Source organism: Cylindrospermopsis raciborskii Cr2010 (assembly GCF_003367075.2).
GTDB classification, from domain to species: domain Bacteria; phylum Cyanobacteriota; class Cyanobacteriia; order Cyanobacteriales; family Nostocaceae; genus Raphidiopsis; species Raphidiopsis raciborskii.
Genome location: NZ_CP065936.1, coordinates 348444 through 360649, shown reverse-complemented (window position 1 = coordinate 360649; position 12206 = coordinate 348444). Strand labels below are relative to the sequence as shown.

The window sequence follows — 12206 nt, the reverse complement described above, 5'->3', positions numbered from 1 at the left end:
GAGTTCATTCTTTGCTAAAATCAGGATGAATTGTGTAAAAAAATCAGGTTAAGAATTATGACACCCTCTTTAGCAAATTTCCTTTGGAGTCTACTTTGGGGTACTGCTATTGTAGTTATCCCTGCTACCGTAGGTTTGATTTTTATCAGCCAAAAAGATAAGGTCCAACGCAATTAGACAATGTAGACAGGTTAACTAATGACTGATGAACCCTCATCAGTCATTGATATCACAAGGAAAAGAGCAATGATAAATTTTGGGATCAATGGGACTGGTCTTCTAGCTCAGGTAAATTTCGGGGCTAATTCAGCTAGTGTGCTGGGAATTTTTCTAGCAGTAGCTGGAGCAGCACTGTATTTCCTACGTACTGTGCGTCCCGAACTTTCACGGGATCAGGATATATTTTTCGCCGCTGTTGGACTATTGTGCGGGTTTATTCTTATCTTTCAAGGGTGGCGACTTGACCCGATTTTGCAATTTGGCCAGTTGCTGTTGGTTGGCTCTACAGTATTTTTTGCAGTTGAAAGTATTAGGTTAAGGAGTATTGCTACTCAACAAGCTAAACGTAATACGCCCATTGTAGATGATGAGCGGGAAGTTAGTAAAAAATATTCTTATTCTCAACGTCGTAATTATCAAGCAGAAGTAGATGAAGATCTAGATCCACTACCATACTACGAAGAGGAAGAAGTGGAACCCCCCCAACGTCCTAGAATTCGCGGTAGTCGGGATGATCGTCCCAGTCAAGAGAACTACGAAGACACTCCCCAAAGGACACCACGTCGTAGTGGTCGGGAACAACCAGATTCACGAACTAAAAAAGGCCGCACTGGTTATGGAAGCTCCTCAAACCGTCCTAATAGTTATGAGTCTGATGAAAATTGGGGCGCTCCTCCTAGACCAGTTGATGACTGGGAATCTCCCCGTTCAGAAACCAGAAAACCGTCTCGTCCTCGTAAACCTCAATCTCCAGAATTTCCTCAGAATGAACCCCCCACCAGACCAAGAAGGCGTCGTCCCCCCGTGGAGTCTTTTATGTCTGATGAGCCCATTAATGCTGATTATGTACCCTATAATCCCATAGAAACACCAACCCGAAAACCAGATAATTCTGATGATTTGGATGATATTAGTTAATTACGCGTAATTTGAATCTGCTGTGCATCTAATTCGGTTCTTTTTTCCCCCTCCTCACTTTTTCATGCAAGTCCTAATTTTGGCACTGGCTATTTTACTGGTCTCTTGTGGCACTGGTGAAGTGAGGATGGATATTTTTTCGGTCAATACCCGCTATACAGAACAGGATCCTGCTTTGAGTGGTGATGGAAAGTTTCTAGCTTTTGTTTCTAATCGTAGTGGTAGTCAGCAGTTATTGGTCTATGATTTGCAAAATCAAGGCTTTGCTCCCATTTCTGGTTTAAACCGACGAGAAACTATTGTGGAAAATCCTAGTCTTAGCTACACTGGTCGTTATATTTGCTATTTAACAAGCGATCGCGCTAAACCAGTGATAGCTCTTTATGACCGGGTTACAAAACGGTCACAAGTGTTAACTCCCACATACGGGGGTTGGATTAAAAATCCGGATATTAGTCCTGATGGGCGTTATATTGTCTTCCAATCTGCTGGTCGTGGACAATGGGATATTGAAGTTTTAGATCGTGGACCAACTGTGGAGTTAGATATTCCTAATGGTAGGGCGGTGGGAAATTAGTCTGAAGGGTGGTATGTTATATAATTTACATAAGTTATCTAGGTCATCTGCCATTTTACTCTTGAGCTTGGTTTTGATCTCAGGTTTGTTAGCTGGATGTTTTGGTTACCCGCGAATATTAAGTTATCCTTTTGACTCTGGTGGTCGTGGTTTAAACAGTTTAGCTTCTGAGTTTAACCCACAGATTAGTGGTAGATATATTGTGTTTGTTACTGACCGTGGGGGTAGCCAAGATGTGTATTTATTTGACACAATTACTAGGAGTCTAGTAGATTTACCTGGACTGAATACCTTTGACACCATGGCTGACCATCCTGCGGTAAGTCAGGATGGTCGTTATGTTGTTTTTGCTGCTAGTCGTCAAGGAAAATCTGGCATTTTTCTTTATGATAGAGAAACACGCCAATCTCGTAACTTAACCACCAATTTAGTAGCTCAATTCCGCAATCCCACCATTAGTGCTGATGGCAATAGAATTGCATTTGAGTTCACCAATGATGGACAATGGGATATTTTGGTTTGTGACCGATTTGGTCAAAAATTAAATATATCCTAATGTGATTTTGATTCCTCCTTTTGGATGGACTCTATAAGAGATCTTACTTCCTGGGTACCTGCTGATGGCTCAAAGGAAAGAGGAAACTTGCCTCGGACTAACATTCTTAAACCCAGGGGAGCTAGAGAAAGTAGTCCTTTGAGATCGCGAAAATAATTGCCAACCACTTGTACTCCAAACTGACGCTCATCTATCCATCCTCCCTGTTTAACTAAATCTACCAGTACCTTACGGTGGCGAATAGAACGACTTTCATTAGCTTGTTTACGTTCTAAAATCTTTTGTTTGATTTTGTTGATTTGTGCTAAAGGTTCTACTCCCATGGGACATACAGAATCACAATAGAAACAGCGAGTGCAACCCCACACACCTTGAGTTGTATGATTATATTCTTCCAAGCGATTTTCTTGATTGTCATCACGGGAATCTGCTACCATACGATAGGCTTTAGCTAAAGCATGGGGACCAACAAAATCTGGGTTGACCTGACGAGCATTACACTCGGAATAACATGCACCACACATAATACAATTTCCCGTCTGGTCTAAAAGCGATCGCTCCTGGGGGGTTTGAAGAAATTCCCTTTCTGGGATTTGTCGTGCTGCTGTACTAATATATGGTGTAACCGCCTCCAGATTATCCCAAAAACTGGTCATATCCACCACCAAATCCTTAATTACAGGCATATTTCCCAGGGGGGCGACGGTAATTGAATTAATGGTATGATGATCCACCGGGTAAACAGAAGCAGAAATATTTGTTAACCTAGCCAGTTCGCTGCCAACATTTTCTTTGCAAGCTAAAGCGGAACGTCCATTAATCACCATAGCACAGCTACCACAAATAGTATTACGACAGTTTTTGCGGAATGCCAAAGTTCCATCTTGTTCCCACTTAATACGATTAAGACAATCCAAGATTGTATTTCCGGGATCCACCTGTAGATTATAGGATTGAACCACGGGAGTAGAATTGGGTTGCTGACGAATAATCTGCAAAATAACTTCCATATATAAGGCTCCTGTTTTATTTTTAAAAAACCTGGCTGCTCCATCTAACCCAGATTGCCAGATAATAATCAATAGACTCATCCTTATTATATAAATATAGATCCAGGAGCATAAACCTCAGAAAAAATGCCCGCGACTTTTGCGATGACTTGATAAATGACCCCTCTGGGGGAGATGTCTAATGGATAGATAATAAATTGTAAATTGTTTTTTCAATTAAAGAAATATTTTGCTACTATTGATTCATGATAGTATTTGATATGAAACTGCACCAAGAGCAGGACTAACAGTCGTACAAGTGCGGTTGATAGTGCTTTGTTGATAAACAGACTGGGAGAATTTTCTAAATTTTCCAGGTCAGATCAACGGGTGTATGTGCTTTAGAGAATACTGGGTTCTAGCTCAAGATGGGGAGTGGGTACCAACCTACAACTCAACAGCAAGAACTAAAAGTGAAAACCCTGCGACTTATCGTATCTACCACTTTTTAGGAGTGGAACTAGCCCAATTTGCAAAGGTGCCTTAAAATTACACCACTGGCATTACATCACTTTGGGAGCGCCCAAAAATTAAGGTCAGTTTTTGCTGATGGTGAATAATGGTTGAAAGTGTTGTAGAATCACCTCATAAATGTCCCTGGATAAACCTCTCACAGAGCGAATAACCCAAATGAAGGTGACAGGGCTGATAATATAAGCAGGTAATTCACAGTTAAACTGCAAGTTTTAAGTAGCTATGAACATTGGCTGCAAGCTAAATGTAAAACTAGACTACTTTACATGATCTGTTTGCATAGATTAAGGGAATTTTGAGCATAATGACTGAAACCGCAAGTGCCCCATTAACAGGAAAAGCATTGCTGTCTAGGGTAAAAGAACTTTCCAATTTACCCCGCCGAGAAAGAGCAAAGCAATGTGGGTATTACACCGTAACTAAAAATAATCAGGTGCGTGTTAACCTCACGGATTTTTATGATGCTTTGTTATCTGCTAGAGGTATTCCCCTCAGTCCAGAATCAACGAAAGATGGAAGAGGAAGAGAACCAACCTATCGTGTAAGTGTCCATCAAAACCGTCAAATTGTCATTGGTGCTACTTACACCAAGGCCATGGGTTTAAAACCCGGAGATGAATTTGAAATTCGTCTGGGTTATAAACATATTCACCTGATTCAACTAAGTGAAAGTGATAAAAAACTACTATCTTCCGAGACTGATGGTGATGATGACAGTTTAGAAACTGATGATGATGACGATTTAGACAGCGATGAAGAGGAATAAATTCCAATAGGAGTGGGGGTTATGGGGTTTTTAGAGATCTCATGACCCCCCACCCCATCTACACTGTAGTAATATCTTTCTCCTTTTCTGCAAGCAATTCATCAATTTTCGCAGTATATTTGCTGGTGATCTTTTGCAATTTGTCCTGCTGATCCCGGGATTCGTCTTCTGAAACCTCCCCCGCTTTTTCCTGCTTGCGGATTGAGTCTAGAGCATCACGTCGAATATTGCGAATTCCTACCCGACCTTCTTCAGCATACTTGGCAGCTAGTTTAACTAATTCTTTACGCCGGTCAGATGTTAAAGGTGGTATGTTTAGGCGAATCACAGAACCATCATTACTAGGAGTTAGACCTACATCAGACAAGGAGATAGCCTTTTCCACTATATTCAGACTGGTTCTGTCATAGGGTTGGATGAGAATAGTTGTTGCATCCGGTGTAGTAATGTTGGCCAGGGATTTCAGGGAAGTAGGGGATCCATAATAGTCGACTTGTACTTTATCTAGCAAACTAGCATTGGCACGACCGGTGCGAATGCTGTTGAAAGCTCTTTGCGTAGCTTCAACGGTCTTATTCATTGTACTTTCAGCTTCAGCTAATTTCACAAGAACCTCCCACAAGAGTACCAATAGATTCTCCCATGACTGCGCGACGGATATTTCCCCGTACCGTTAAGTCAAAGACGAGAATTGGAATATTATTTTCTTTACATAGGGCAATTGCGGTACTATCCATCACTCGCAAATCCTCCGCCAAAACGTGACCATAGGTGAGGGTTTTATAGCGTTTGGCGTCGGAATGAACTTTAGGGTCTGCGTTGTAGATACCGTCTACCTTAGTAGCCTTAAAAATCACATTTGCTTCGATTTCCGCTGCTCTTAAAGCAGCAGTGGTGTCCGTGGTAAAGAAAGGATTTCCTGAACCCGCACCAAAAATTACCACTCGTCCTTTTTCTAAATGACGGATGGCACGACGACGAATATATGGTTCAGCCACCTCTTGCATGGCGATCGCAGTTTGTACTCTTGTTTGTACTCCTATCCTCTCTAGGGAGTCCTGTAGAGTCATGGCATTCATTACTGTGGCAATCATTCCTATATAATCAGCAGTTGCCCTGTCCATACCTGCTGATGCTGCTTTAACGCCCCTAAAAATGTTGCCACCACCAACCACGATAGCGACTTGAACACCAGTGGCCACGACCTCTGCTAATTCTTGAGCTATTCCCTTGACTACTTCTGGATCAATGCCATAGCCCAAGTTGCCCATTAAGGCCTCACCGCTCAGTTTCAGTAAAACCCGTTGGTAATTCGTTCCCATGAAGTTACGCTTTATGAAATAAGTTGCAATTGCCTCCAATTTAAGATAGCAGTAGAGTGGCAATCTGTGTCTAGTCCTAAATTGATTTTTGTAACTTATTGTTATTTTTACATTTATAGTTTATGATTTGTAATTTGTAACATTATTTAAACCCATTTTTTTGCCTTGGCAGTTTTTGAGCTGACAACTTATGAATTCTACCACATTCACATCTACAAAAACTTGGTTTTGGCAAGGACTACCTATATCCTATCAAATGCAAGGGACTAAAGGACCAGCGGTAATTTTAGTACATGGATTTGGTGCTTCTTGGGGACACTGGCGCAAAAACATACCTGTCCTTGCGGAAACTTGTCAGGTGTACGCCATTGATTTAATTGGTTTTGGAGCTTCTGCTAAACCCCAACCCAATGAAAAAATCACTTACACCCTAGAAACTTGGGGAAAGCAAATAGTTGACTTTTGTCAACAAGTAGTAGGCAAGCCCGCATTTTTAGTTGGTAACTCTATTGGTTGTATTGTAGCAATGCAGGCAGCTATTAGCAGTCCGGATATAGCTTTATCAATTGCTTTACTAAATTGCTCCCTGAGATTATTACATGACCGCAAACGGCAAAATTTACCCTGGATTAGGCGGGTAGGAACCCCCCTGTTACAAAAATTCCTATCTATTAAATCCATTGGCAACTTCTTTTTTAGTCAACTAGCTCAACCCAAAACCATCAAAAGAATTCTTTTGCAAGCTTATAATGTTAAAGAAGCAGTTACGGATGAATTGGTAGATATTTTGATGAAACCAGCAAGAGACCCTGGTGCTGCTGATGTATTCTTAGCCTTCACCAACTATTCCAGCGGACCCTTACCGGAGGACTTGTTACCGATATTACCTTGTCAGGCAATCATTTTATGGGGAACGGCTGACCCCTGGGAACCAATCGATCTAGGTAGGGAGTTAGCCAATTTTCCCCAGGTGCAAAAATTTATTCCTCTGGAAGGAGTGGGACATTGTCCCCAGGATGAAGCTCCTGAATTGGTAAATTCTCTTTTACAAGAGTGGATCCATAGTTACTGAATTTGACTAGTCGCAGCATCTGTCATCATATCCACAGTTATTATTACAGGAAGAATTGTAATAATATACTCTGTGGTCATGACGATGCCACGGACGGTAATGACCATGGTAGGGGAATTTTTTCCAATGTCCACCCCCAGAAATTAGTTGTTGTTCTTCCACAGACAACTCTGGTAGGATATGGGATAGGGTATTTGGTTTTAACATGACATACTCCAGTGTTAATGATAAACCAGACTTAATGATTAAAAGGTGTTACATACCTATAGTTTCTTTATAAGAAAGTCAGCGCCCAAATTCATAATGCCAAAGTTACAATCTGATAACTAATGACTACCTCTTGGGACAGAATGATTTTTTTGCCGTCAGCTATTGAACAACTCTCGGAACCAACTTCTGTAGCTTTAGCTCAAAGTATCCAAATTGAGGAGATGATTACTCCTTTAAGTCCCCAACCAATTAGGACTAGCTATGTCGTCCAGGGTAGTGGGAACACCCCCATATTATTAATTCATGGTTTTGATAGTTCGGTTTTGGAGTTCCGCCGACTTTTGCCCTTGTTAGCTCCTACCCATCCAACTTGGGCGGTAGATTTGCTGGGGTTTGGTTTTACCGAAAGACAACGGGATATTGGGTATAGTCCTGCTGCGATTAAAACCCATCTGTATCATTTTTGGAAAACCCTTATTGGTCAACCTGTGATTCTGCTAGGAGCTTCTATGGGGGGCGCAGCAGCTATTGATTTTGCTCTTACCTATCCTGAATTGGTACAAAAGCTAATCTTAATTGATAGTGCTGGTTTAAAAGGGGGTTCGGCTTTAAGTAAATTAATGTTCCCCCAACTATACTCATTAGCAGCAGAGTTTTTGCGTAATTCCCAAGTGCGCGATCGCATTTGCCGTTCTGCTTACAAAAATCCCAATTTAATTAATGATGACACCTTATGTTGTCGTGACCTGCACATAGAAATGGCAAATTGGAAGGAATCATTAATTACCTTTACCCAAAGTGGTGGTTATCAAGCCTTTAAATTAGAGGAGTTAGGGAAAATTGGGCAACCAACCCTAATTTTATGGGGAGACAGTGATAGAATACTAGGGACGAAGGATGGGGATAAATTTAGACAAGCAATTCCCCAAAGTCAATTAATTTGGATTCCCGACTGTGGTCACATTCCTCATGTAGAAAAGCCAGAAATTACGGCACAGCACATTTTAGATTTTACTGGTAAAATATTGTGATATAATGGTAAGACCAGTAGAACAAACTATTGCACATCTGTGACACCATCCGTATTTGAGTCCGAACGTCTGTTATTTACCCCAGCTCAACCCAGCACTAATCCTATCCCTGTGATTTTTGCCTTCCCCAATGAATACACTGTGGGTATCACTAGTCTTGGTTATCAGGTGGTATGGGCAACTTTAGCAATGCGCAATGATCTACAAGTAAGTCGCTTATTTACCGATGTGCAAGAACCTCTCCCTAGACAAGCGGAAATTATTGGTTTTTCCATGTCCTGGGAATTGGATTATGTGAACATCTTGCAGATTTTAGAGTCTTTACAAATTCCTGTACGTGCAAGTAATCGGGGTTTGGAATATCCGCTGGTTTTTGGTGGTGGTCCGGTTTTAACTGCTAATCCCGAACCCTTTGCTGATTTTTTTGATGTGGTGCTATTGGGTGATGGAGAGACTTTATTAGAGAGTTTTATTGATTGTTATAAGCAAGTTAGACAAGCTCCTAAAAGTGTTCAACTTAGAACCTTAGCTCAAGTACCGGGAATCTATATTCCCAGTTTATATGATGTTGAATATTGGGGTGAAGATGGGGAAATCAAGGCTATTTACCCTCTGGAGGTTGATATTCCTCCCCTTGTTCACAAGCAGACCTATAGAGGAAATAATCTTTCGGTTTCCACAGTGGTGACACAAAAAGCAGCATGGGAAAATATTTTCATGGTGGAGGTGGTGCGCAGTTGTCCGGAAATGTGTCGGTTTTGTTTAGCCAGTTATTTAACTTTGCCCTTTAGAACCGCCAGTTTGGAAGGTTCTTTAATTCCTGCTATTGAACAGGGTTTAAAAATTACTAATCGTCTAGGTTTACTGGGTGCATCTGTAACTCAACATCCAGAATTTTCTGACCTTTTGGATTATATTAGTCAACCTAAATATGATGATGTGCGATTGAGTGTTGCTTCTGTAAGAACCAATACGGTTACCCAAAAATTAGCTCATACTTTAGCCACAAGAGATTGCCATTCTTTGACCATTGCTGTAGAGAGTGGTTCAGAAAAACTCCGCCAGATTATTAATAAAAAATTAGATAATAAAGAAATTATTCAAGCTGCTATTAATGCTAAAGCTGGGGGTTTATCAGGGTTAAAATTATATGGCATGGTGGGTATTCCCGGGGAGGAACCTGAAGATTTAGATGCTACGGTGACTATGATGAGAGATATAAAAAAGGCTACCCCCGGATTACGATTAACTCTAGGATGTAGCACCTTTGTTCCTAAGTCCCATACTCCGTTCCAATGGTTTGGAGTTAACAAGAGTGCGGAAAAGAGGTTACAGTTCTTACAAAAACAACTAAAACCCCAAGGTATAGATTTTCGTCCCGAAAGTTATAATTGGTCTGTGATTCAGTCTTTGTTGTCTAGGGGAGACCGTCGTCTTTCTTATTTGTTAGAACTAACCCGTAATTTTGGTGACTCTTTAGGAAGTTATAAACGAGCATTTAAGGAATTAAAAGGTAAAATTCCCGATTTAGACTTTTACGTTCATAGTCACTGGTCACCCCAGCAAATCCTCCCTTGGAATCACCTACAAGGACCATTACCACCATCTACCCTAATTAAACATTTAGAAATAGCAACTAGTCATTTTCGTTCTCTTTCCCCACTTAAAGTCAACAGGTAGAAAAAATTCAATTTAGGTTTTATTCATGTTACACTTTTCTCATTCTTCAATTATTAATGCACCAGTCCAAGTAGTTTGGGAATTCCATGAGAGACAGGATGTTTTGAAGCTCCTTACTCCTCCTTGGCAACCTGTGCAAGTGTTGCGTCGGGAGGGGGGACTCAATAAAGGTGCTATCACAGAATTTAGATTGTTTGTGGGGGTACTACCCCTGACCTGGTTAGCGCGTCATACTGAATGTGAGAAATATCGACTGTTTACTGACGAACAGGTGTCAGGACCTTTTGATTCATGGGTACATCGTCATGAGTTTATGGAAGAAAATGGTCAAACAAGATTAACTGATAATATTAAATATTCTCTCCCCGGTGCTGAAAGACTAGAATTAATAGGTGGGTGGGTGGTTCAAGTGCAATTGGAAGCAATGTTTCGCTACCGTCATTTTATTACTAAACGGGAATGTGAGGTGTAAATAATCATGTATAGCAGTTCTGAAAATTTACACTTGCTTTATGATATAGATGAGAATTTATGGTTGGAAAAAACAATTGTTTTGCTCAAAGAAAAACGGTTTTATGACTTGGATTTACAGCATTTGGTTGAGGAGCTAGAAGCATTGAGTAAAAGAGATAAAAATGCTGTAGCTAGTCTTTTGGAGCAGATTATTAGGCATCTTTTATTATTGCAATATTGGCACGAGGAGTCTGAAATTAATAGAAATCATTGGCAAACAGAAATTGTCGGTTTCCGGAACCAACTTGAGAGATTATTAACAACTAACTTGCACAATTATCTTTATACTGAACTAGAAAAGATATACCAAGGTGCTTTCAGATATGTGCGACAGAAAACTAGATTTGAGGTTAGTTTCCCTCAAGATTGTCCTTACAGTTTAGAACAGCTTTTGAATCAAAGTTATTTTTAAAAACACAGGTATGCTGTTTATTATTAACAGTTTTTGATCATCCAAACCAAAAAACCTAAAATCACCTCCACTGGAGGTAAAGGATAGTCTGTTAAATCAATAGTAACAACGGAACCTTCCAGTTGTAAAAATCGCCATTGTGTACCGCTGCTAATACAACCATATACTGTGGAAACTTGTCGGTTACATGCTTGATTAAATCTCTGTGCAGCTACCATTTCCGCTATACATTGCCCAATTCCAACCTTTAAATCCGCCTTCTTTGCTTCTATAATTACCATAGCAGGTGCTTCGATAGCTAACTGCTCCGCTGATTTACTAATGAGAAAATCACAAAATCCAGTTAGTCCTATTCCAGGATCAACGCTAAATTCCTCCCCAGAAAAAATGCTGATCTGGCGATCAAATATACGCCTCAGCTCTAACAACACCGGGTTAATAATTACCTCAGAACGAGCTTTTTCCGTATCAACTGCGATCGCCCATGGGATATCTTCTAAAATTGCTAGCAATTTTTGACTAGGTACAATTGGGTCAATATCTGGGGGAAAAAACCGGACGCCTTCAGTAACTGTAAGGTCAAACTGTTCTTTGACTTTACTAAATGTGAACTGACTGTATGGCATAGTTCCTAGTCTCTAGCGATAAAAACACAATAGCTCTGTAGTATCTAAATTGTCACAATAAACCGGTGTGAAGTTGCTAAAACCCAGTTTTTGAGAGATGGTTTGAAACCAAGACTGAGTTTCAGGAAAATCACTGGATGAAATATGATTTTCTACCATTGTATACTCTTGGGGGTCAATTAAAGACCAGTCCCTTTTCACATTCCCTAAATAACGTTGTATATAACTTTCCCGATCTTCCTTTTCTCGACGGATGATGTCAATAAGGATGAAAACTCCATGGGGATTTAACAGGGTTCTGATATTATTAATTATCCGTTCTTTTTCCTCCGGTTGCAAATGGTGAAGAGCGAAGGATATGAGAACAACATCAAATTTGTGGGTTCCATCTTGGACTAAATCATTGGTGAATTGCCAACAGTCTGCTGACACAAGTTTTCTCTCGCATCCAATTAGGGCAATGTTTTGTTCAGCATCCACCAACGCAGCTGTGGATACGTCTACACCTGTATATTCAGTAATTTGGGTGTTTAATAAAGCTCCACTAGTGAAACTGGCATCCCCACACCCTAAATCTAGCATAGTAAAGGGTTTTGACCATTCAGCTAATAATTTGTGTAGCACATCATATATTTCCTGATGTCCCATGTAATTATTGTTTAATACCTTTTGATAAACTTCCCACTGTCTATTGAAAAACTCTTTAGCTGAGAAGCTTTCATCTTGACTAGGTTGTGGTTTCTTAATATCTGTTTTTTCGTTGATCTGCATATATTTTATC

General features: G+C 40.4%; 16 protein-coding genes. 10 read left to right on the top strand and 6 right to left on the bottom strand.

All coding sequences use genetic code 11. The annotated features are described in order from the left end of the window. Positions 1-57: 57 nt before the first annotated feature. The 4 genes from psbX (at position 58) to C6N34_RS01580 (ending at position 2270) form a co-directional block, all read left to right on the top strand. Complete coding sequence (gene psbX, locus C6N34_RS01595) at positions 58-177, top strand: photosystem II reaction center X protein (protein WP_006275703.1); 120 nt, start codon at positions 58-60, stop codon at positions 175-177. Positions 178-246: 69 nt separating this feature from the next. Beyond that, on the top strand, positions 247-1137 hold the full coding sequence (locus C6N34_RS01590) for a Ycf66 family protein (RefSeq protein WP_057177721.1): 891 nt from the start codon (positions 247-249) through the stop codon (positions 1135-1137). Positions 1138-1201: 64 nt separating this feature from the next. Further along, positions 1202-1714 (top strand): TolB family protein, encoded by a 513-nt coding sequence (locus tag C6N34_RS01585; protein ID WP_057177722.1) that lies wholly within the window; start codon positions 1202-1204, stop codon positions 1712-1714. A gap of 13 nt (positions 1715-1727) precedes the next feature. Next, on the top strand, positions 1728-2270 hold the full coding sequence (locus C6N34_RS01580) for a TolB family protein (RefSeq protein ID WP_057177820.1): 543 nt from the start codon (positions 1728-1730) through the stop codon (positions 2268-2270). Here the strand turns inward: C6N34_RS01580 and C6N34_RS01575 are convergent. Further along, positions 2267-3280, bottom strand: coding sequence for a succinate dehydrogenase/fumarate reductase iron-sulfur subunit (locus tag C6N34_RS01575; protein ID WP_181407064.1), 1014 nt, complete (start codon positions 3278-3280; stop codon positions 2267-2269). The two genes, C6N34_RS01580 and C6N34_RS01575, sit on opposite strands and share 4 nt — an antisense overlap. An 817-nt stretch (positions 3281-4097) precedes the next feature. Between C6N34_RS01575 and C6N34_RS01570 the strand changes: the two genes are divergently transcribed. Next, on the top strand, positions 4098-4559 hold the full coding sequence (locus C6N34_RS01570) for an AbrB family transcriptional regulator (RefSeq protein ID WP_057177724.1): 462 nt from the start codon (positions 4098-4100) through the stop codon (positions 4557-4559). Positions 4560-4617: 58 nt separating this feature from the next. Here the strand turns inward: C6N34_RS01570 and frr are convergent, their stop codons facing one another. Beyond that, on the bottom strand, positions 4618-5166 hold the full coding sequence (gene frr / locus C6N34_RS01565) for a ribosome recycling factor (RefSeq protein WP_006275696.1): 549 nt from the start codon (positions 5164-5166) through the stop codon (positions 4618-4620). After that, a complete protein-coding gene (gene pyrH, locus C6N34_RS01560) occupies positions 5153-5881 on the bottom strand; it encodes a UMP kinase (protein ID WP_006275695.1) in 729 nt (242 codons plus the stop codon). Before pyrH ends, frr begins: the two co-directional genes overlap by 14 nt. A gap of 190 nt (positions 5882-6071) precedes the next feature. Between pyrH and C6N34_RS01555 the strand changes: the two genes are divergently transcribed. Continuing rightward, the gene (locus C6N34_RS01555) at positions 6072-6953 is read left to right on the top strand and encodes an alpha/beta fold hydrolase (RefSeq protein WP_115538853.1); all 882 of its coding nucleotides are present in this window, start codon (positions 6072-6074) and stop codon (positions 6951-6953) included. Positions 6954-6959: 6 nt separating this feature from the next. On the opposite strand, the gene C6N34_RS01550 is transcribed toward C6N34_RS01555, so the two are convergent. Continuing rightward, positions 6960-7160, bottom strand: a complete 201-nt coding sequence (locus tag C6N34_RS01550) for a hypothetical protein (protein WP_141303925.1) — start codon at positions 7158-7160, stop codon at positions 6960-6962. 122 nt (positions 7161-7282) lie between these two features. Here C6N34_RS01550 and C6N34_RS01545 point away from each other — a divergent pair, with 122 nt between their 5' ends. From C6N34_RS01545 to C6N34_RS01530, 4 genes are read left to right on the top strand one after another with little or no spacing between them, the layout of a single operon-like run. Further along, positions 7283-8194, top strand: a complete 912-nt coding sequence (locus tag C6N34_RS01545; RefSeq protein WP_235528944.1) for an alpha/beta fold hydrolase — start codon at positions 7283-7285, stop codon at positions 8192-8194. 39 nt (positions 8195-8233) lie between these two features. Beyond that, on the top strand, positions 8234-9874 hold the full coding sequence (locus C6N34_RS01540; RefSeq protein WP_057177726.1) for a B12-binding domain-containing radical SAM protein: 1641 nt from the start codon (positions 8234-8236) through the stop codon (positions 9872-9874). A gap of 25 nt (positions 9875-9899) precedes the next feature. Beyond that, positions 9900-10346 carry an SRPBCC family protein gene (locus C6N34_RS01535; protein WP_006275691.1) on the top strand — a complete coding sequence of 149 codons (447 nt, stop codon included), beginning with the start codon at positions 9900-9902 and terminating at the stop codon, positions 10344-10346. A 6-nt stretch (positions 10347-10352) separates the two neighbouring features. Beyond that, positions 10353-10799: a DUF29 domain-containing protein gene (locus C6N34_RS01530; protein ID WP_115538854.1), complete on the top strand. Its 447-nt coding sequence runs from the start codon at positions 10353-10355 to the stop codon at positions 10797-10799. 23 nt (positions 10800-10822) lie between these two features. On the opposite strand, the gene C6N34_RS01525 is transcribed toward C6N34_RS01530, so the two are convergent. Together C6N34_RS01525 and C6N34_RS01520 are read right to left on the bottom strand one after the other, a co-directional pair. Then, positions 10823-11425 carry a hypothetical protein gene (locus C6N34_RS01525; RefSeq protein ID WP_057177728.1) on the bottom strand — a complete coding sequence of 201 codons (603 nt, stop codon included), beginning with the start codon at positions 11423-11425 and terminating at the stop codon, positions 10823-10825. A gap of 12 nt (positions 11426-11437) precedes the next feature. After that, complete coding sequence (locus tag C6N34_RS01520; RefSeq protein WP_115538855.1) at positions 11438-12196, bottom strand: class I SAM-dependent methyltransferase; 759 nt, start codon at positions 12194-12196, stop codon at positions 11438-11440. Positions 12197-12206: the final 10 nt, after the last annotated feature.

Excerpts from the sequence above, each read along its gene's own strand:
- psbX (WP_006275703.1), top strand. The coding sequence starts at position 58 with ATGACACCCTCTTTAGCAAATTTCCTTTGGAGTCTACTTTGGGGTACT.
- C6N34_RS01590 (WP_057177721.1), top strand. The coding sequence starts at position 247 with ATGATAAATTTTGGGATCAATGGGACTGGTCTTCTAGCTCAGGTAAAT.
- C6N34_RS01585 (WP_057177722.1), top strand. The coding sequence starts at position 1,202 with ATGCAAGTCCTAATTTTGGCACTGGCTATTTTACTGGTCTCTTGTGGC.
- C6N34_RS01580 (WP_057177820.1), top strand. The coding sequence starts at position 1,728 with ATGTTATATAATTTACATAAGTTATCTAGGTCATCTGCCATTTTACTC.
- C6N34_RS01575 (WP_181407064.1), bottom strand. The coding sequence starts at position 3,280 with ATGGAAGTTATTTTGCAGATTATTCGTCAGCAACCCAATTCTACTCCC.
- C6N34_RS01570 (WP_057177724.1), top strand. The coding sequence starts at position 4,098 with ATGACTGAAACCGCAAGTGCCCCATTAACAGGAAAAGCATTGCTGTCT.
- pyrH (WP_006275695.1), bottom strand. The coding sequence starts at position 5,881 with ATGGGAACGAATTACCAACGGGTTTTACTGAAACTGAGCGGTGAGGCC.
- C6N34_RS01555 (WP_115538853.1), top strand. The coding sequence starts at position 6,072 with ATGAATTCTACCACATTCACATCTACAAAAACTTGGTTTTGGCAAGGA.
- C6N34_RS01550 (WP_141303925.1), bottom strand. The coding sequence starts at position 7,160 with ATGTTAAAACCAAATACCCTATCCCATATCCTACCAGAGTTGTCTGTG.
- C6N34_RS01545 (WP_235528944.1), top strand. The coding sequence starts at position 7,283 with ATGACTACCTCTTGGGACAGAATGATTTTTTTGCCGTCAGCTATTGAA.
- C6N34_RS01535 (WP_006275691.1), top strand. The coding sequence starts at position 9,900 with ATGTTACACTTTTCTCATTCTTCAATTATTAATGCACCAGTCCAAGTA.
- C6N34_RS01530 (WP_115538854.1), top strand. The coding sequence starts at position 10,353 with ATGTATAGCAGTTCTGAAAATTTACACTTGCTTTATGATATAGATGAG.
- C6N34_RS01525 (WP_057177728.1), bottom strand. The coding sequence starts at position 11,425 with ATGCCATACAGTCAGTTCACATTTAGTAAAGTCAAAGAACAGTTTGAC.
- C6N34_RS01520 (WP_115538855.1), bottom strand. The coding sequence starts at position 12,196 with ATGCAGATCAACGAAAAAACAGATATTAAGAAACCACAACCTAGTCAA.